This window comes from Achromobacter anxifer (assembly GCF_903652925.1).
In the GTDB taxonomy this organism is placed as follows: domain Bacteria; phylum Pseudomonadota; class Gammaproteobacteria; order Burkholderiales; family Burkholderiaceae_B; genus Achromobacter; species Achromobacter anxifer.
Window position 1 is genome coordinate 689,385 of record NZ_CAHLAR010000003.1, and the last position, 17,977, is coordinate 707,361.

17 protein-coding genes are annotated in these 17,977 nt (G+C 66.0%); 7 read left to right on the forward strand and 10 right to left on the reverse strand.

Annotated elements, in window-relative coordinates; translation table 11 throughout:
* Nucleotides 1-370: 370 nt before the first annotated feature.
* Entirely contained in the window at nt 371-1,348 is a 978-nt protein-coding gene (locus tag HWY37_RS12475; protein ID WP_176088737.1) for a tripartite tricarboxylate transporter substrate binding protein BugD, read from the forward strand.
* Between the two features lie 79 nt (nt 1,349-1,427).
* On the opposite strand, the gene HWY37_RS12480 is transcribed toward HWY37_RS12475, so the two are convergent.
* The 3 genes from HWY37_RS12480 to HWY37_RS12490 form a co-directional block, all read right to left on the reverse strand.
* A complete protein-coding gene (locus HWY37_RS12480; protein ID WP_176088738.1) occupies nt 1,428-2,291 on the reverse strand; it encodes an IclR family transcriptional regulator in 864 nt (287 codons plus the stop codon).
* A gap of 168 nt (nt 2,292-2,459) precedes the next feature.
* On the reverse strand, nt 2,460-3,275 hold the full coding sequence (locus HWY37_RS12485) for a competence/damage-inducible protein A (RefSeq protein WP_176088739.1): 816 nt from the start codon (nt 3,273-3,275) through the stop codon (nt 2,460-2,462).
* 34 nt (nt 3,276-3,309) lie between these two features.
* The gene (locus HWY37_RS12490) at nt 3,310-4,119 is read right to left on the reverse strand and encodes an EI24 domain-containing protein (protein WP_176088788.1); all 810 of its coding nucleotides are present in this window, start codon (nt 4,117-4,119) and stop codon (nt 3,310-3,312) included.
* 62 nt (nt 4,120-4,181) lie between these two features.
* Between HWY37_RS12490 and HWY37_RS12495 the strand changes: the two genes are divergently transcribed.
* Entirely contained in the window at nt 4,182-4,565 is a 384-nt protein-coding gene (locus HWY37_RS12495; RefSeq protein WP_175205165.1) for a thioredoxin family protein, read from the forward strand.
* Between the two features lie 73 nt (nt 4,566-4,638).
* Here HWY37_RS12495 and HWY37_RS12500 read toward each other — a convergent pair whose 3' ends face one another.
* The 3 genes from HWY37_RS12500 to HWY37_RS12510 all read right to left on the reverse strand — a co-directional run bounded on the left by HWY37_RS12500 (nt 4,639) and on the right by HWY37_RS12510 (nt 7,504).
* Complete coding sequence (locus tag HWY37_RS12500; RefSeq protein WP_176088740.1) at nt 4,639-6,120, reverse strand: DEAD/DEAH box helicase; 1,482 nt, start codon at nt 6,118-6,120, stop codon at nt 4,639-4,641.
* A 302-nt stretch (nt 6,121-6,422) separates the two neighbouring features.
* The gene (locus tag HWY37_RS12505; RefSeq protein WP_175205167.1) at nt 6,423-6,758 is read right to left on the reverse strand and encodes an AzlD domain-containing protein; all 336 of its coding nucleotides are present in this window, start codon (nt 6,756-6,758) and stop codon (nt 6,423-6,425) included.
* Complete coding sequence (locus HWY37_RS12510) at nt 6,755-7,504, reverse strand: AzlC family ABC transporter permease (protein ID WP_176088741.1); 750 nt, start codon at nt 7,502-7,504, stop codon at nt 6,755-6,757. Before HWY37_RS12510 ends, HWY37_RS12505 begins: the two co-directional genes overlap by 4 nt.
* Before the next feature lie 195 nt (nt 7,505-7,699).
* On the opposite strand from HWY37_RS12510, the gene HWY37_RS12515 reads away from it, so the two are divergent.
* The 4 genes from HWY37_RS12515 (at nt 7,700) to HWY37_RS12530 (ending at nt 10,497) form a co-directional block, all read left to right on the forward strand.
* Nucleotides 7,700-8,620: a branched-chain amino acid transaminase gene (locus HWY37_RS12515; RefSeq protein ID WP_175205169.1), complete on the forward strand. Its 921-nt coding sequence runs from the start codon at nt 7,700-7,702 to the stop codon at nt 8,618-8,620.
* A gap of 77 nt (nt 8,621-8,697) precedes the next feature.
* Entirely contained in the window at nt 8,698-8,919 is a 222-nt protein-coding gene (locus HWY37_RS12520; RefSeq protein WP_175205170.1) for a zinc-finger domain-containing protein, read from the forward strand.
* A gap of 37 nt (nt 8,920-8,956) precedes the next feature.
* Nucleotides 8,957-9,379, forward strand: coding sequence for a YybH family protein (locus HWY37_RS12525; RefSeq protein ID WP_175205171.1), 423 nt, complete (start codon nt 8,957-8,959; stop codon nt 9,377-9,379).
* 17 nt (nt 9,380-9,396) lie between these two features.
* A complete protein-coding gene (locus tag HWY37_RS12530) occupies nt 9,397-10,497 on the forward strand; it encodes a YheT family hydrolase (RefSeq protein WP_176088742.1) in 1,101 nt (366 codons plus the stop codon).
* A 30-nt stretch (nt 10,498-10,527) separates the two neighbouring features.
* Here the strand turns inward: HWY37_RS12530 and HWY37_RS12535 are convergent, their stop codons facing one another.
* Nucleotides 10,528-12,057 (reverse strand): M48 family metalloprotease, encoded by a 1,530-nt coding sequence (locus HWY37_RS12535; protein ID WP_175205173.1) that lies wholly within the window; start codon nt 12,055-12,057, stop codon nt 10,528-10,530.
* 57 nt (nt 12,058-12,114) lie between these two features.
* Here HWY37_RS12535 and galU point away from each other — a divergent pair, with 57 nt between their 5' ends.
* On the forward strand, nt 12,115-12,966 hold the full coding sequence (gene galU, locus HWY37_RS12540) for a UTP--glucose-1-phosphate uridylyltransferase GalU (RefSeq protein WP_175205174.1): 852 nt from the start codon (nt 12,115-12,117) through the stop codon (nt 12,964-12,966).
* Between the two features lie 25 nt (nt 12,967-12,991).
* Here galU and HWY37_RS12545 read toward each other — a convergent pair whose 3' ends face one another.
* The 3 genes from HWY37_RS12545 to mgtA all read right to left on the reverse strand — a co-directional run bounded on the left by HWY37_RS12545 (nt 12,992) and on the right by mgtA (nt 17,892).
* Nucleotides 12,992-13,867, reverse strand: coding sequence for a cytochrome c oxidase assembly protein (locus HWY37_RS12545; RefSeq protein WP_175205175.1), 876 nt, complete (start codon nt 13,865-13,867; stop codon nt 12,992-12,994).
* Nucleotides 13,868-13,944: 77 nt separating this feature from the next.
* Nucleotides 13,945-15,048, reverse strand: coding sequence for a porin (locus tag HWY37_RS12550; protein ID WP_176088743.1), 1,104 nt, complete (start codon nt 15,046-15,048; stop codon nt 13,945-13,947).
* A 51-nt stretch (nt 15,049-15,099) separates the two neighbouring features.
* Nucleotides 15,100-17,892, reverse strand: coding sequence for a magnesium-translocating P-type ATPase (mgtA, locus tag HWY37_RS12555; protein ID WP_176088744.1), 2,793 nt, complete (start codon nt 17,890-17,892; stop codon nt 15,100-15,102).
* Between the last annotated feature and the right edge of the window lie 85 nt (nt 17,893-17,977).

Below are 17,977 nucleotides of genomic sequence, written 5' to 3' on the forward strand. Positions count from 1 at the left end.
AGGGGTAGCCGGAGGCTGTCCGGCAAGTGAGGATGGTTGTCTGCGACGAACTATAAAAACGTGCGCGGAAACTGGTACTACAAGCTACCGCCGGCCCGTTTGATGCACTGCACAATTGCTATTCTAGGCTCGGAAAAATACTTGTCAAGAAGATTTTGTGCGACGCAACAAAGATTTGCACATTGATGGTGCACGCCTCGCCGGGAGTTGATCCAGCACAAAGATTTCCCAGGATTCGGGAAATACCCGAAGTGACGTCGTATCAATTGTTTTCTACACTGCTTTCACGCTGATGACAGACAAATACAAACCATAAGTCGGCGCGCAATAACGAAATCGCAGCAAGCAAAACCCTGCAATTGGAGACTCCATGACCCTCATCCCCCGCACGCTTTCGGCCTTGCTCGCGGCCAGCGCCATGCTCGCGGCAGGCGCCGCCCACGCGGAATATCCGGAACGCCCCATCAATATGGTGGTGCCGTTCGCCGCCGGCGGCCCGACGGACAACGTCGCGCGCTCGCTCGCGGAAGCCATGCGGCCGACTCTGGGCCAGACGGTCGTGGTCGAGAACAAGGGCGGCGCCGGCGGCACCATCGGCACCACCCAGGTGGCCCGCGCCCAGCCCGACGGCTATTCCGTCCTGCTGATGCACGCAGGCTTCTCGACGGCGCCCTCGCTGTACAAGAATCCGGGGTACGACCCCTACAAGGGCTTCGAGCCCATCGGCCTGGTGGTCGACGTGCCGATGACCATCATCGCGCGCTCGGACTTCCCGCCCAACAACATGAAGGAGCTGGCCGAGTACGTCAAACAGAACAAGGACAAGGTCTCGCTGGCCAACGCCGGCATCGGCGCCGCCAGCCATCTGTGCGGCACCATGCTGGTCGAAGCGCTCGGCGTGCAGCTGCTGACCATCCCCTACAAGGGCACCGCGCCGGCGATGAACGACCTGCTCGGCAAGCAGGTGGACCTGCTCTGCGACCAGACCACCAACACCACCCAGCAGATCGACAGCGGCAAGGTGAAGGCCTACGCCGTCACCAGCCTGAAGCGCGTCCCGACGCTGCCCAAGCTGCCGACCATGGACGAATCCGGCTACAAGGGTTTTGAAGTGGGCATCTGGCATGGCATGTGGGTGCCGAAGGGCACGCCCAAGCCCGTCGTCGACAAGCTGGTCAAGAGCCTGCAGGCCGGCCTGGCCGATCCCAAGTTCCAGGAGCGCATGAAGCAGCTGGGCGCCGAGGTCCTGACGGCCGACGCCAACCCGCAAGCGCTGGATGCCAAGGTCAAGCAGCAGGTCCCGCAATGGGCCGAGCTGTTCAAGAAGGCTGGCGTCGAACAGCAATAATCGAGGGCAAGCGCCCGCGCGGCGCGCCTCAAAAAGAAAAGCCCCTCCACGGGGCTTTTCTTTTGCCTGGCTTTGCCTGTTACGGGCGCAGGGCTTCGGCGGCCATGCCCAGGCCGTTGAAGCCCGTGGAGACAGAAGGCTCGTAACCCAGCGCTTCGGAAATGCTGGCAGCGGTTTCGACCAGGGCCTTGATCCAGTCGTCCTGCAGGCGCTCGGCAGGCGCCGAGATCGACAGGCCGGCGACCAGCTTGCCGGTATCGTCGAAAATGCCCGCTGCGATGCAGCGCACGCCGAGTTCGAGCTCTTCGTTGTCGCGCGCATAGCCGTGGCGGCGCACCAGCGCCAGTTCGCGTTCCAGGCGGTCCAGGTCGGTCAGGCTATTGCGCGTGTGGCCGGCCAAGCCCGTGCGCAGGGCGTAGGCGCGGACCTGGCGCGTATCGGCGGTGGACAGGAACAGCTTGCCGGTGGAGGTCAGGTGCAGGGGCGCGCGGCCGCCGATGGCGCGGACCACCTGCATGCCCGAACGTTCGCTCCAAGCGCGGTCGATGTAGACGATCTCGTCGCCCTGCTGGACCGACAGGTTGATGGTCTGCCCCGTCAGCTTGTGCAGCGAGCGCATCGCGGAGATGGCGGCCTCGCGCACGTTCAGCCGCCCCTTGACCAGCGATCCCAGCTCCAGCAGGCGCATGCCCAGCTGATACAGGCCGTTGTCGACGCGTTCGACGTAGCGGCCCACGACCAGGTCGTTCAGGATGCGGTGCGCGGTGGACGCGTGCAGCCCGGTGGTCGCGGACAGCTCCTTGAGCGTTACCGGATCCGGCTGCGCGGCCAGGGCGTCGAGCAGGCGCATGGCGCGCTCGATCACCTGGATGGCGATGGGATGGGCGGAGGCGCCTTCGGTCTCGGCGTCCAGGGCATTGCGGGTAGTGGGGAGACGGGACATGGACAGGGGGCTAGGACAGCTGCGCCGCCTGTAGGGCCCCACTTTTGGGAACCGGACTTGCGGCATCGCAGCAAACAGTTCTTTCCCGTATTGTGAAATTTACTGCGGCGTTTGGCAACCGGTTTTTGTATCAAAAATAAGGGCCGCACACGTCGGGCGGCCCGGTTTTCACGCCGCCGGCGGGGGCGCCAGCTTGCCGCCCAGGCGCAGCACCTCGGCCCTCAAATACTCCAGCGCCTCTGCGGCAGCTGCCGGTTCGCCCTTCACGCCCAGGTCGATATGGGGCGTGCCGCCCGCCTCGCCCACGCTCGGCAGGCTGAACGCCCGCACCCCGGGCCAGCGGGTTTCCACGGTCTGCATGGCAGGGGTGATGCGCGACTCGGGCATGCTGAACACCAGGAAGGAATGCTCAGCATGGGCGCGCACATGCTGCAGCGCACGATAGCGCGTATCCAGCGTCCATTCCAGCATCGGCCAGGCCATGACCGGAAAGCCCGGCACGAAGGTATGGTCCTTGATGAAGAAGCCCGGAATGCGGTTGTAGGGATTCGGCACGATCTCGCAGCCTGCCGGGAACACGCCCATCTGCAGGCGCTGCTGGTTTTCGGGCGTGCTCATGTCGGCCGTGCCCTGCCCCTTGGCGGCCATCTCGGCCGAGCGCAGCGCGATGGCCTGTTCGGCCTCGGGATGCAGCGCCAGCGGCAGGCCCAGCGCGGCCGCGGCGGCCTGCCGGGTATGGTCGTCGGGCGTGCCGCCGATGCCGCCACAGGAAAACACCACGTCGCCGGTGGCAAAGCTGCGCTTGTAGGTAGCCACGAGCGTGTCGCGGTCGTCCGGCACGATCTCGGCCCAGCTCAGCTGCATGCCGCGCGCGCCGAGCAGCTCGACGACCTTGGAAAAATGCTTGTCCTGACGGCGGCCCGAGAGGATCTCGTCCCCTACGATGATGAGGCCGATGCGGCGGGCGGCGGATTCTGCGGCCATGTCCGATTCCAGAAAGTAAGAGGTATGACGCCGGTCAGACGTCGATGACGCGGTCCTCGCGCAAACGCTTCAGCGCTTCCAGACCGTAATGGGCGTAGACCAGGGCCGAGAACACCGGCAGGATGACCCACGCGGGAGGCAAGAGGTTCAATAGCGAGCAGAGCAGGCCTATGGTCCAGAAGCCGCCGTTGTTGCGTTCCAGAATGAGCTTGCGCTCGGCCGGGCTCGCATGTTCGACGATGGCGTCCACGCGCATCATGCGCGAAAACGCGAAGGCCCACCAGAAGATCGACAGCACGATGGCCATGGGCGGCACCAGCCACAGCGGCAAGGTCAGCAGCCAACCCGCGGCAAACGCCAGCGAGACCCAGATCGCGTTCCATACGCTGACCGCGGTCGCGTGCTTGCCCTGGCGCGTGACGCCGGCATATTCACGGTGGCTGACGTGGCGCAGCACCAGCGGCATCACGAAGACGGCTGCGATCGCCAGGCCCAGGATGCCCGACACTGGCAACAGGATGGCCACCGCGATCACCGGGACCATGTAGACCTTGAGCGAGAACAGCCCCATCGCCAGCATCCAGTCCTCCGCCCGGTTGACGAAGTCCCAGCGCGCCGCCTCGGCCGCCAGCCATTCGTTGAGCGGCGTCCAGAACAGGTACAGCAGCAGCAGGCAACCCACCAGCGCAATCAGGAACGGCAGCAACACCGCGAACAGCATGGTGGGATGGCATTGGGACACCAGCGCGCGCTTGAACGCCTGGCCGACGCTGACGGCGCCGGCCCCTGCTGCGGAAAACCGGTCATTGCCGGGCGTGGCGGAATCAGTGCGCAGAGCGGTCATGGAAGAGGAAAAAGGGGTAGACATCCCGGGTATGATAGTCAAACACGCCTCGATCTGCCCACATGCCTCTACTTGTACCCGATACCGATCTGACCGCTCTGCGCGCGCGGCTCGGCGCTGCACCCGATACCTGGCTGGTGGCCTGCTTCTGCGCGGCCTGGTGCGATACCTGCGAACAATACAAGCCCAAGCTGCAGGCGTTGGCCGAGGCCATGCCGCGGCACGTCTTCGCCTGGATAGACATCGAGGACCATGCCGAGCTGCTGGGCGATGAAGACGTGGAGAACTTCCCCACGCTGCTGGTCCAGATCGGTCCGCGGGTGGTGTTCTACGGCCCGATGCTGCCGCATATCGGCCATCTGGAGCGCCTGCTGGAAAGCCTGGATGCGAACAGCCCGGCGGTCGCCACGGCCCTGCCCGACCTGCCGCGAATGCTGTCGTCCTGACTGGACGTCCTCCGGCAACAAAAAACCCGCAAGGCCTGTCCAGGCCTTGCGGGTTTTTTTATGGCTGCGCCGGTCAGGGCTTGCGGCTGCCGCCCAGCAGGACGGCGACCTGGCGCTTCGGCCCGGACGAGCCATTGCTCTTGGGCGCCGGCTCTTCGGCCGGCGCGGACGGCGCCGAGGGCTCGTAGGGCTTGAAGAAGAAATCGTCCACGGGCTGGCGCGGCGTGGAGGACGAATAGCCGGAACGGCGGTCGGACGAACGGCCGCGGTCGCTGCGGCCATCACGGCTTTCGCGGCCGCCTTCACGGCCTTCGCGCGAGGACGAGCCGCGGCGCTCGTCGCTGCGGCGGTGGCTGCGCGCGATCAGGTCGGCGGGCACGTCCAGCGTGCCGCGCGGCACTTCGCGCTTGATGAGTTTTTCGATATCGAGCAGGAAGCGCTCTTCGTCGGGCGTGAACAGGGCGATGGCCTCGCCCGACGCGCCCGCGCGGCCGGTACGGCCGATTCGGTGCACGTAGTCTTCGGCGTTGTACGGCAGGTCGTAGTTGATGACGCAGGGCACGCCGGCCACGTCCAGGCCGCGCGCGGCCACGTCGGTGGCCACCAGCACTTCCAGTTCGCCGGCCTTGAAGGCTTCCAGCGCCTTCATGCGGTCCGCCTGCGTCTTGTCGCCGTGGATCGATTCGGCCTTCACGCCGTCGCGCTCCAGGTCGCGCGCCAGGCGCGCCGTGCCGATCTTGGTGTTGGAAAACACGATGACCTGGTTCAGGCCGCGCGACTTCACCAGATGCACCACCGCGGCGCGCTTGGCGTCGCTGGGCATCTTGTAGGCGATCTGGGTAATCGTGTTGGCCGTGGCGTTGCGCGCCGCGACTTCGATTTCGACCGGGTGGTTCAGGTACGAACGGCCCAGCTTGCGGATTTCATTGCTGAAGGTGGCGGAGAACAGCAGGCCCTGGCGCTGCGCGGGCAGCAAGCGGATGATGCGCTCCAGGTCGGGCAGGAAGCCCATGTCCAGCATGCGGTCGGCTTCGTCCAGCACCAGGATGCCGACCTGGCTCAGGTTCACATTCTTTTGCTCGACGTGGTCGAGCAGGCGGCCGGGCGTGGCCACCAGCACTTCGCAGCCGCGGCGCAAGGCTTCCTTCTGCGGACCGATATCCACGCCGCCGAACACCACGGCGGAACGCAGCGGCGTCTGCTTGCTGTAGCGCTTGACGCTTTCGTAGACCTGGTCCGCCAATTCGCGCGTGGGCGTCAGGATCAGCGCGCGCACCGGATGGCGCGCGGGCGATGCGCTGGTGTTGGCCAGCGGCATGAGGCGATGCAGGATGGGCAGCGTGAAAGCGGCCGTCTTGCCAGTGCCGGTCTGGGCCGCGCCCATGACGTCGCGGCCTTCCACCACGACGGGGATGGCTTGAGCCTGGATAGGCGTGGGGGTGGTGTAGCCGGTTTCGGCGATGGACTGCAGCAGCAGGGGGTGCAGTCCGAAGTCGGCGAACGTCGGCGCGGGAGCGTCAGCGGCGGGTGCTACGGCTTGAGTGGATTCAGTCATCAGGGTTAGGCAGATACCGGACCAGTGAAAAAGAACAAAACGAGAGTGCTACGCGCACTGCACTACATACGCATCGGGACGGCCAGAATGCGTGCGGTCGCGACGCGTTCTGGATTCGATACCTATGAGGGCAGTACCAGGCCCGGATTGCTGTGGATAACATGATTTTAGCGCAGCCGCACTACCACACGGTTCAAACGCCATCCGAAAGGCGTTGCAAACGCCTTCCGCGGCCCGGCGGCAAGCGCCCGCAGGCCATACTCGAAGCGTCCATCAGACGGACACTCTTGCCGAAACGCCCGTCAGCCGGCCAGCCAGCGCAGGCCCCACAGAACCAGCATGCCCACGATGATGACCAGCACCGCGCTGCGGGTGCGCAGGAAAACCAGGATGGCGACCACGCCCGCGACCAGCTTGTAATCGAACACCGGCCCCAGCCCGGCCTTCCAGGGCAGCAGGTCCGGCACGACGATGGCGGTCAGGGCGGCGGCGGGCGCGTAGCGCAGGGCGCGGCGCACGCCGTCCGGCAAGGGGATGTAGTCGCCAAACAGCATGAAGCCGGCGCGGGTCAGCACACTGCACAGCGCCAGCAGCAGGATGGCGGAATAGACGTAGATTTCGGACGGCCAGAGGGTCATGCGCGGGCCTTGAAGTAACGTTCGGCCCAGATGCCGGCCACCACGCCCGCCACCACGGCGGCCGCCAGGCCCAGGCGCAGCGGCAGGACCTGGCCGGTCCAGGCGACCACGCCGGCCGCCAGCATGGAAATCAGCATGGGCTTGCTGGTGGCCAGCGGCACCGTGATCGCCAGCAGCGCCAGCACCGCGGCGAAATCCAGCGACCAGTTGGTGGGCACCATGGTGCCCAGGTAGATGCCGACGATGGACGACGTCTGCCAGACGAACCAGCCCGGGGCGATCGTGCCCATGAAGTACCAAAGCTGCTCGCGCGTGCCGCGCACAGCCGAGTCGCCATAGCGCGGCATGAACAGCACAAAACCCATGTCGGTCGTGAAATATCCCAGCCCCAGCCGCTTGGGCCAGGACAGATGGCGGAAATAGGGTTGCAGCGCCGCGCCAAAAATGAGGAAACGCAGGTTCACCACGCAGCCGGCGGCGAAGATCAGCCAGAGCGGCGCGCCCGTGGCGATGAGCGGCAGGGAAGTCAGCTGGGCAGACCCGGCGTACAGCAGCAGGGTCATGGCCAGCGCCATGGATTCGGTCAGGCCCGACTTGACCATGGCCACCCCGGTAACCAGTCCCCAGGTGGCCGTGGCGATCAGGGCGGGCACGATGGCGTGAACGCCGGAGCGGAATGCGGCGATGCGCTCCTGGCGGACCGCGACGGGGTCTTCGGATTCAGGAAGCGCAGATTCAGAGGACAACGGCAGCCCCCTGGCGATTCGGACAGGACGACATGGAAACTCTAAGGAAAGGAACGCACGACAACCCGTTCGCCCGCCGGGATCAAGATGCGCGGGCCTGGCGGCGCCGCGCCGGGGCGCGAATAGAGGCGTATTGTAACCTCGCCGCTTGATACAATATGGGCCTCGAGATTCCTGGGCTCTTGGGAGTAGACCATGTCGATGGCAGACCGCGACGGCTTCATCTGGTATGACGGCAAGCTCGTCCCGTGGCGAGACGCGACCACGCACGTCCTGACCCACTCCCTGCACTATGGCCTGTCGGTCTTCGAAGGCGTGCGCGCCTACCGCGGCGAGCTCGGCACCGCCATCTTCCGCCTCGAAGACCACACCAACCGCCTGTTCAATTCGGCGCACATCTACCAGATCCCCATGCCTTTCGATCGCGACACGATCAATGAGGCGCAGCGGACGGTCGTGCGCGAGAACCAGCTCGAATCCGGCTACCTGCGGCCCCTGGTGTTCTACGGCCCCGAAAAAATGGGCGTGTCGCCCAAGGGCGCCAAGGTGCATGTCGCCATCGCCGCCTGGCCCTGGGGCGCCTACCTGGGCGAGGAAGCCCTGTCCCAGGGCATCCGGGTCAAGGTGTCGTCGTTTGCGCGCCAGCATGTGAACGTCACGATGCCGCGCGCCAAGGTGGCCACCACCTATGCCAATTCCATCCTGGCCAATACCGAGGCCCTGCAGGACGGCTACGACGAAGCCCTGCTGCTGGACACGGAAGGCTTCGTGGCCGAAGGCTCCGGCGAAAACCTCTTCATCGTCAAGGACGGCGTGCTCTGCGAGCCCGAAATCGCGTCGGCCCTGACCGGCATCACCCGTTCAACCATACACGCGCTGGCCGCCGACCTGGGCCTGCGCGTGCTCACCAAGCGCCTGACGCGCGACGACGTCTACATCGCCGACGAGGCGTTCTTCACCGGCACCGCCGCCGAAGTGACGCCCATCCGCGAAGTGGACAACCGCCAGATCGGCTCCGGCCGGCGCGGCCCGATCACGGAGAAGCTGCAGAAAGCGTTTTTTGACGTGGTGAATGGCCGCAACCCGAAGTACCATCACTGGCTGAGTAAAGTCTGATCCGCGCGGCCCGGTCCACGACCTGGCCGCATCATTGCCCCAACCTGCCGTTTACCGGTTTTTTTTCAGGAATATCCATGACCGCTGCTGCCCCGGCCGCCGTCCCCCACTCCCACGAAGTCATCGAGGTCGGCGCCGAAGACCTGCCCGTGTTCTGTCCGGGCCCCAAGGCGCCGCTCTGGAGCATGCACCCCCGCGTCTTCCTGGACGTGGCCCGCACCGGTTCCGCCAGCTGCGCCTACTGCGGCGCCGAATACCGCCTGAAGCCCGGCACGGTGCTGCACGGGCACGGCCATTAAGCTGCCCGCCCCGCAACGTCCTTCCGTTTCCCCAGCCATGTTCGCCACCCCCGAAGAAGCAGAACACGCGTTCTACGAAGCCCTGGAGCAGGGGGACTGCGTTCGCCTGATGCAAGTCTGGGCGGACGACGAGGAAGTCGTCTGCATCCACCCGGGCGGCCTGCGCATCGTCGGCCATTCAGCGGTGCACGATTCCTGGCAGCAGGTGCTGGCCAACGGCCCTCTGCACGTGCGCCCGTTGCGCCCGCTGGTCATGCTGAGCATGATGTGCGCGGTGCACGTGCTGGTGGAACAGGTGGCGGTGCGCACGCGGGAAGGCACGCAATTCGCGAATTGCTATGCCACCAACATCTACCACAAGGGTCCCACCGGCTGGCGCATGGTCATGCACCATGCCTCGCCGGCGCCCACGGAAGCCGGGGTGCTCGACTTGCACGACGTACCCGACATGCTGCATTGAATCGGGTGGATTTTTAGTTGGCCGCTGCTCGTCTTGATACAACGCCCTGCCCCGTTCCCTCCTGGTTGCCCGGAGGCGACAGCCAGACGGTTTATGCCGCCCTGTTCGCGCAGTATCACCGCATCGCGTTCGTGCGCGAACGGGTGGATACGCCCGACACCGATTTCGTCGACTTCGACTGGACCGGCCCGGGCCTGTTCCCGCACAAGGCCGCCGATGGCGCGCCCATCAGCGGACAGCGCCCGGTCGCCAACGGCAAGACCGCCGCGGCGCGGTGGATGACGGAAGCGGACTGGAAGTCGCTTCCCCATACCCCCGACACCCCTGCCCTGGTCCTGTTCCATGGCCTGGAAGGCGGCAGCAACAGCCGCTATGCGCAATCCATCGCGCATCATTTCCGCGCGCGCGGCTGGATCGTGGTGATCGCGCATTTCCGCGGCTGCTCGGGCGTGCCCAACCGCCTGGCCCGCGCCTACTACTCCGGCGACTCGGCCGAAGTCGGCTTCATGCTGCAAACCGTGCGCCAGCGCATTCCGCACGCGCGCTGGCATGCCGTCGGCGTGTCGCTGGGCGGCAATGCCCTGCTCAAGTACCTGGGCGAGCACCAGGAAGACACCGCTTGGCTGACGGCTTGCGCCGGCGTCTCCGTGCCGCTGGACCTGGTGGCTTGCGGCAAGACGCTGTCCACGGGGATATTCAACCGGCGGGTCTACACCGCCCATTTCATGAAAACGCTCAAGCACAAGGTGCTTGAGAAGGCGCACCGCTTCCCGGGCGCCGTGGACGTGATGCGCATCGCCCACGCGCACGACCTGCGCGAATTCGACGACACCTATACCGCGCCCATGCATGGTTTCCGCAATGCGCTGGATTACTGGACGCGCGCGTCCAGCAAGCCCTGGCTGCCGAAGATCTCCGTGCCGACGCTGGTGCTGAATGCCCGCAACGACCCCTTCGTTCCGGCGGCGTCGCTGCCCGCGCCCGAGGAATGCTCGCCCACCATCCTGCTGCACCAGCCCACGGATGGCGGCCACGCCGGTTTTCCCACCGGCAGCTTCCCGGCGCATCTGAACTGGCTGCCGCAACGGCTCGGACGCTTCTTCGAGACCGGCCTGTAAGGCGGGCCGAGACCCAGGCCGAGACCCGCCTCAGCCCGATTTGAAGCGTTCCAACAGCTGACGCTCCTCGGCCAGCTTGTCCTTCACTTCCTTGATCTGCACGTCGATCTGCGACTGCTCGTAGAAGTCGGTGGACATGCTGCGCGCCTGCTGCAGCTGCGATTCCGCGGCCGCATACGCGCCGGTCATGACGTAGTAGCGCGCCTGGTCGCGGCGCGCCGCCACCGGCTTGCCGTTGCGGTCTTCGCTTTGCGCCAGCATCTGGTAGAGGCTGGGCTCGTCGCTGCCCCACTGCTTGATCTTGGCCCGCAGGTACTCCTGCGCGTCCGCGTGGCGGCCGACGCTTTGCAGCGCCTGGGCATAGGCAATGCCCAGGGCCCGCTGCGCGGGCCAGCGCTTGGCGGCGGCCTGGGCCAGCTCCAACGCCTTCGGATAATCCTTGCGGGCCAGGGCGATGTCCACGCTCAGCTTGGCCAACTGAGGAGACGCGCGGCCATCGGCGGACGCCAGGTTCCAGTTGCGTTCGGCCTCCGCCATGTTGTTGCGCTGGTAGGCCTGCAACGCCAGCCCATAGTAGGCGGCAGAGCGGCGCACCCCGGACAGCGCCTGGGCTTCGTCCTGCAATTGCTGCCCCGCCGTGCGCAGGCTGACGGCGTCGCGCCCCTGCACCACCCGCATCTTGGCGCGCACGTACCAGAAGTCGTCGCTATCCACATGACGAGAGGCGACCGGCTGCGCGGCGCGCACGCGGTTCTGCACGTCCGACATGCGTTCTATCGAAAGCGGGTGGGTGCTGGCCCAGGAACCGCCGCCCGCGCCTTCATTCAGGCGCGAGGCGTTCATCAGGCGGCCGAACATCTGCGACATGCCTTCGGCGTCGTAGCCGGCCTTGGTCAGCATCTGCAACCCGGCCCGATCGGCCTCGCGTTCCGCGTCGCGCGAAAAGCCCAGCTGACGGTTGATGGCAGCGGCCTGGCCGAATGCCGCCACGCCCATCGCCAGGTTGCCGCCGCCCCCGGCCAAAGCCGCCAGCAGCGCACCCGCCAGGCTGGCCAGCATCACCATGCTGTTCTGGTTCTGCTGAGTCATGCCGCGGGCGATGTGACGCTGCACGACGTGGCCGATTTCGTGCGCCAGCACCGCGGCCAGCTCGGACTCGCTGGCGGAGGACACGATCAGGCCGGTATTGACGCCGATGAAGCCGCCAGGCATGGCGAAGGCGTTGATTTCGGGGTCGCGCACGCCGAACATCTCGACCTCGGGCACGGCTCCCGGCGCATACGCCGCCAGCTTGCGGCCCATGGTGGTGAGGTACTGGCTGAGCTCGGAGTCGTCCACGTAGGTCGGGTCGCGCCGCCCCTGGGACATGATGGCCTCGCCCAGGCTGCGCTCCAGCATCGGGGACAGTTCCGTCGCGGACGCGGCGCCCATGGAGGGCAGCCCTACCGGTTGCGCCCAGGCGGCCACCGGGATGGCGGGGACGGCCAGGGCCAAGGACAGTCCAACGATTGCACCCCGTTTCGCAATCGAGCAAATGGATGGCATTTTCCTGCTGTTCATAAGCCTATGATAGCGATGAGCTTAAAATGTTTCATCGATACCCCCAACGAGGTCTCAATGCGTCCTGTCCGTAAAGCCGTTTTCCCTGTCGCAGGCATGGGCACGCGCTTCCTGCCCGCCACCAAGGCGATGCCCAAGGAAATGCTGCCCGTGGTCGACAAGCCGCTGATCCAATATGCCGTGGAAGAGGCCGTGGCCGCCGGCATCACCGACCTTATTTTCGTGACGGGGCGCAATAAGCGCGCCATCGAAGACCACTTCGACTCCGCGCCGGAACTGGAATCCGACCTGGAAAGCAAGGGCAAGCACGAGCTGCTGGCCATGGTGCGGGGCATTCTACCCGCGCATGTGAATTGCCTCTATATCCGCCAGTCGGCCCCGCTGGGCCTGGGCCATGCCGTGCTGTCGGCCGCTCCCGCCGTGGGCGACGAGCCCTTCGCCGTGCTGCTGGCGGACGACCTGATCGACTCGGACCAGCCCGCGCTGAAGCAACTGGTGGACGTGGCCGTGGCGCAGAACGCCAGCGTGCTGGGCGTGCAGGACGTGCCCCGCGCCGATACCCGCAAGTACGGCATCGTGGCGACCCGCCAGGGCGAGGCCAGCGGCAACGGCCGCACGGAACGCGTCACCCATATCGTGGAAAAGCCGGACCCCGAGGCCGCGCCCTCGACGCTGGCCGTGGTGGGCCGCTACGTGCTGGAAGCCGCGATCTTCGACCACCTGCGCTCCACCAAGATGGGCGCCGGCAATGAAATCCAGCTGACCGACGGCATCGCCTCGATGATGCGCGAGCGCGCCGTGTATGCGCACCGCTATGAAGGCGTGCGCTATGACTGCGGCAGCAAGGCCGGCATGTTCCAGGCCACCGTGGCGCTGGGCAAGAAGTACCACGGCCTGCTGCCGGAATAGCGGCAGGCGGGGCGCCGTCCGCGCTTCAGGCGGATAGCGCCCGGGCCTTGGCCTTGGCGCGCGCCTGGGCCTCGCGGTCGGCCTTGCGCAGGCGTCCCTTCGCGGACAGGCGCATCAAGGTCCCCAGGGCCACCATCAACCCGATCACCTCGACCAGCGCGGCCGGAATCCACATGGTCAGGCCGCCTATGGTCTGGTCGGTCTGGGCCGACATGGCAATGGCTCGGCCGCACAGTTCAAACAGCGGGTAGATATCGCTTTCGGTGAAGGCGATGACCGCCCCCGCCACCATCTGCGGCAGCATCGTCAGCACGGGCGAAATGACTCGCCCCCCGGGCGTCATGGCCGCGGGCGGCGCGGGCCGGCGGTCCAGGATCAGGTTCCAGTACATGAAGCCGCTGATCACCACCGACCAGTTCATCAGCCGGTAGAGCCGCCAGTCCAGCATGGAATAGAACTGGACCGACGGAATCAGCCAGACGATCACCAGGAAGACGAACAGCGCCGGGACGAAGATCTTGTGGGTCAGCACCGCCACGGTGGCGCGGCCGGATCCGGTGCGTAGAAAGTCGCGCAGCCGGATGCGCCAGGCCATGGGCAGGCCCGCGCGCATGACCTGGCCCGGGAAAGCCGCCATCACCAGCAGCGGCCCCAGGTGATGCAGCACCAGATGCTGGATACGGTGGATGAAGAACATGCGCTCGGCGTAGTAGTCGAGCCGGGTATGCATGGACAGGTACAGCAGCACCATGCCCGCCCAGAACAGGGCCTTGCGGGCGGCGGTCACATGGTGGACTCGCTGGCCGCGCACGAACAGCACGATGGCCACCAGGAAGGAGGCCACCAGCGTGGGAGAGAACTCCCAGGGTATGAGCCATTCGAGACTATTCATGCAGACCATCCGGAAAACGTCGGGCGGGACAGGAGCGAGCGCCAGGCGCCATGCTCCGTCGATTGTAGTAGACCCCGCCGCAGCGCTCAGAAGCGGTGCGAAATGCCCGTGCCCACGCGTGTGGTGTGGGAGTGGCCGGGATCGAACTGGTCGTCCAGCGTGTAGTTCGACGCATAGCCGGCAAATGCGTACAGCGTCGTGCGCGGGGACAGGCCGTACGTATAGCCCAGGGTCATCACCTGCGCATTGCGCGCCGCCGAGCCGTTGTCCCAATGCCAGTCCGGCCGCGCCAGCGACCACTGCACCAGCACGGTGCCCGGCCCGACCGGCACGCTGGCGCCCACCAGCCAGGCGTTGACCGTGCCGCCGCGGACGAAGGCCGCCGGCCCGAGGCCCATGCCCAGTCCGTCCGGGTCGCCGCCGTCCAGCCCGACGTCGCCATTACGCTGACGCGACCAAGCCAGTGACAGCTTCAGCACCTCGAAGTCGTAGGACGCGCCCAGTTGCAGCGCCTGCGGCCGGCCATTGTTGCCCGCCGGCGGCTCCGCCAGGCGCAACTGGTCCCAGGTGGCGACCGCCAGCAAGGGCCCGTTCTCGTACTTCAGGCCCAGGCTGACGGCGCGGTTGTTGTTGGCGGTGCGGAACTGGCTCCGGTCATCGGCATCGAACGAATAGCCTATACCCGCCTGGAAGCCCTGCCACACGGGCGTGTAATAGTTGACCAGGTTGCTGAACTGGTAGTTGTCGGAAGCCTTGAAGGTGGCGCCCATGCCCATTTCCTTCCAGGAGGCGATCTCCAGGGAGTTGCCGTAGACCTGGCCGATGGTGCGCTGGCGCCCCAGCCGCAATTCGCCATAGCTTTCATGGCCCAGCCCGACCCAGGCGGCATAGTTGAACAGACGGTCATTGTCGGCCCGCTTGCCCGAGGACGGATCGAAGCCGCTTTCCAGCTGGAAGCGGGCATTCCAGCCGCCGCCCATGTCTTCCATCCCCGTCATGCCCCAGAGCGAGTCGGTCAGCCCGCCATTGAGCAGGCCGCTATGGCTGCCCTGCCCCGACACATTGGTGACGGCCACGCCCGCGTCCACCACGCCATAGAGCGTCAGCCCCTGTCCGGCGTCGACGGCGTGCGCCGCCAGGGGTAGCGCCATGCCTGCCGCCATCAGCGCGGCGAAAGTAGCGATTCTCATGCATTTCTCCTGATAGCCCGGCGGGCGCCAGCCCGCCGCGGGCTCGTCTACTTATTGCCAGCCGTAGCGGCGAACCCAGAACCCCTTCAACAGCTGCGTCAGCGCGCAGTAGCAGAACAGGATGCCCGCCAGCCAGGGGAAATAGCTCCATGGCAGCGCCTGCAGCTGGAGATACCCAGCCAGCGGCGAGAACGGCAGCAGCAATCCCAGCACGACGACCATCAGGGTCATGCCCATCAACGGCCAGGCCGCGCGGCTCTGCAGGAACGGGATCTTGCGTGTGCGGATCATATGGACGATGAGCGTCTGCGACAACAGGCCTTCGACGAACCAGCCCGACTGGAACAGCGTCTGGTGTTCCGGCGAGTTGGCCTGGAAGATGTACCACATGAGCGCATAGGTAGCGATGTCGAATATGGAGCTGATCGGACCAAAAAACACCATGAAGCGGCCCAGGCCGTCCGGATCCCATTGCTGAGGCTTCTTCAGCAGTTCTTCGTCGACATTGTCGAACGGGATCGCCGTCTGGGAAATGTCGTACATCAAGTTCTGCACAAGCAGGTGGATGGGCAACATCGGCAGGAACGGCAGGAAGGCGCTGGCCACCAGGACCGAAAAGACGTTGCCGAAGTTCGAGCTGGCCGTCATCTTCAGGTACTTGAGCATATTGCAGAAGGTCTTGCGGCCTTCGATCACACCGTCCTCCAGCACCATCAGGCTCTTTTCCAGCAGGATGATGTCGGCCGCCTCTTTCGAGATGTCGACCGCCGAGTCCACCGAAATGCCGACGTCGGCCGCCCGCAGGGCCGGCGCGTCGTTGATGCCGTCGCCCATGAAGCCCACGGTATTGCCCTGCGCCCGCAGGCTGCGCACGATGCGCTCCTTGTGGGCCGGCGTCAGGCGAGCGAACACATTGGCCTCCTGCACTGCCACGGCCAGCTGGGCCTCGTCCATCGCCTCGATCTCCGCGCCCAGGTAGACCTTGCGCACTTCGAAGCCCACTTCGCGGCAGACCTTCTGGGTCACCAGCTCCACGTCGCCCGTCAGCACCTTGACCTCGATGCCTGAATTCCGGAGCGCCTTGAGCGCGGGCGCGGTGGATTCCTTGGGAGGATCCAGGAAGGCGATGTACCCCACCAGCACCAGGTCGGATTCGTCCGCCACGCCATAGGTCTGCTGGGTGGGCGGCATCTCCCTGACGCCCACGGCAATGACGCGCAGGCCATCGCGATTCAGGTCCGCCGTCACCCGGCGGATGTCCGCCCGGCGGGCATCGGTCAGCAGATGCTCCTCGCTGCCCACTCGCAGGCGGGTGCAGACCGACAGCATCTCTTCCAGCGCGCCCTTGCAGATCAGTTCATGGTGTTCGCGGCCGTTCTCGGTCTCGTTCACCACCACCGACATGCGGCGGCGGGAAAAGTCGAAGGGAATCTCGTCGACCTTGCGGTACTTCGCGGCCAGGTTGAGCTTGCGCTCCACCTCGGCGTGCTGCAGCACAGCCACGTCCAGCAGGTTCTTCAGCCCGGTCTGGTAGTAGCTGTTGAGATAGGCGTAGGCCAGCACGTCGTCGCTGCTGGTGCCGTAGACGTCGGTATGCCGCTCCAGCACGATGCGGTCCTGGGTCAGGGTGCCGGTCTTGTCGGTGCACAGCACGTTCATCGCGCCCAGGTTCTGGATGGCGTCCAGCCGCTTGACCACCACTTTGCGGCGCGACATGCGCACCGCGCCCTTGGCCAGCGTGGCCGTGACGATCATCGGGAGCATTTCGGGCGTCAGGCCCACGGCGATGGCCAAGGCGAACAGCAGCGCCTCCATCCAGTCGCCCTTGGTGAAGCCGTTGATGAGCAGGACAATCGGCGCCATGACCAGCATGAAGCGAATCAACACCCAGCTCACGCGGTTGATGCCTTGCTGGAACTGGGTCGGCGCGCGGCTGCTCTGCGTGACGCGCCCGGCCAGCTGGCCGAAGTAGCTGCGCGCCCCGGTCGCCACCACCAGGGCGCTGCCGGAGCCGCTGACCACGTTGGTGCCCATGAACGCCATGTTCTCCAGTTCCAACGCATTGGCGGTCTCGGCGCGCTGCGTGGCGTACTTTTCGACCGGTAGCGATTCGCCCGTCAAGGCGGCCTGCGCGATGAACAGGTCCTTGGCAGTCAAGATCCGGCAATCGGCGGGAATCATGTCGCCCGCGGACAGCAGCACCACGTCGCCCGGCACCAGTTCCGCCAGCGGCACCTCGACCTGGCGCGACCCGCTGACGTGCAGCGTGACGCCGAAGTAGCGGCGGGCATCGCCCTCGGCTCCGGCAGCGGGATCGTTGCGCAGCACGGTGGCGGTGTTCTGCACCATGGCCTTGAGCGCCTCCGCGGCGCGATTGGAGCGCTGCTCCTGCGCAAACCGCAGCACGGTGGAAATAAGCACCATCGATCCGATGATGAAGACCGCCGTCCAGGACTGGTCGTCCGGCTCGGCCATGTGCACGTCGGTGAGCCAGGACAGCGCGGCCAGCGCGCTCAGGAGCAGGTTGAACGGGTTGCGGTAGGACAACCAGAGATGGGCATACCAGGACAGCGGCTTTTCGTGGTCGACCTCGTTGGCGCCGTAACGTTCGCGCGCGGCCTCGGCCTGGCTTTCCGAAAGTCCGCCGCGGCTGCTGCCGAAGAGAGCGAACAAGGCGCCGAAGTCCATGCGCGACAGATCCAGCATCTGGCGGTTGGCATGGCGGGAAGTATCGGAGGACGCTGCCGCCGCGCCCTGTTCCGGCATGGGTGAGCGGCGGAAATGCCTTGCGGTATGCCGCAGGCCAGCCGCGGACGAAAAGAAGGACTTGAGGAACTTAAACATCGGAGTGCTCCGGCTATTGGTGTAGTTGGTTGTCGGAGACACGGACGCCCCCGCCCGCCGTGGCTGCGCGCGGGCAGCAGCGGGC

What these genes read in the sequence shown, in the direction of transcription:
- HWY37_RS12475 (WP_176088737.1), top strand. Translation starts at nt 371, where the DNA reads ATGACCCTCATCCCCCGCACGCTTTCGGCCTTGCTCGCGGCCAGCGCC.
- HWY37_RS12480 (WP_176088738.1), bottom strand. Translation starts at nt 2,291, where the DNA reads ATGTCCCGTCTCCCCACTACCCGCAATGCCCTGGACGCCGAGACCGAA.
- HWY37_RS12485 (WP_176088739.1), bottom strand. Translation starts at nt 3,275, where the DNA reads ATGGCCGCAGAATCCGCCGCCCGCCGCATCGGCCTCATCATCGTAGGG.
- HWY37_RS12490 (WP_176088788.1), bottom strand. Translation starts at nt 4,119, where the DNA reads ATGACCGCTCTGCGCACTGATTCCGCCACGCCCGGCAATGACCGGTTT.
- HWY37_RS12495 (WP_175205165.1), top strand. Translation starts at nt 4,182, where the DNA reads ATGCCTCTACTTGTACCCGATACCGATCTGACCGCTCTGCGCGCGCGG.
- HWY37_RS12500 (WP_176088740.1), bottom strand. Translation starts at nt 6,120, where the DNA reads ATGACTGAATCCACTCAAGCCGTAGCACCCGCCGCTGACGCTCCCGCG.
- HWY37_RS12505 (WP_175205167.1), bottom strand. Translation starts at nt 6,758, where the DNA reads ATGACCCTCTGGCCGTCCGAAATCTACGTCTATTCCGCCATCCTGCTG.
- HWY37_RS12515 (WP_175205169.1), top strand. Translation starts at nt 7,700, where the DNA reads ATGTCGATGGCAGACCGCGACGGCTTCATCTGGTATGACGGCAAGCTC.
- HWY37_RS12520 (WP_175205170.1), top strand. Translation starts at nt 8,698, where the DNA reads ATGACCGCTGCTGCCCCGGCCGCCGTCCCCCACTCCCACGAAGTCATC.
- HWY37_RS12525 (WP_175205171.1), top strand. Translation starts at nt 8,957, where the DNA reads ATGTTCGCCACCCCCGAAGAAGCAGAACACGCGTTCTACGAAGCCCTG.
- HWY37_RS12535 (WP_175205173.1), bottom strand. Translation starts at nt 12,057, where the DNA reads ATGAACAGCAGGAAAATGCCATCCATTTGCTCGATTGCGAAACGGGGT.
- galU (WP_175205174.1), top strand. Translation starts at nt 12,115, where the DNA reads ATGCGTCCTGTCCGTAAAGCCGTTTTCCCTGTCGCAGGCATGGGCACG.
- HWY37_RS12545 (WP_175205175.1), bottom strand. Translation starts at nt 13,867, where the DNA reads ATGGTCTGCATGAATAGTCTCGAATGGCTCATACCCTGGGAGTTCTCT.
- HWY37_RS12550 (WP_176088743.1), bottom strand. Translation starts at nt 15,048, where the DNA reads ATGAGAATCGCTACTTTCGCCGCGCTGATGGCGGCAGGCATGGCGCTA.
- mgtA (WP_176088744.1), bottom strand. Translation starts at nt 17,892, where the DNA reads ATGTTTAAGTTCCTCAAGTCCTTCTTTTCGTCCGCGGCTGGCCTGCGG.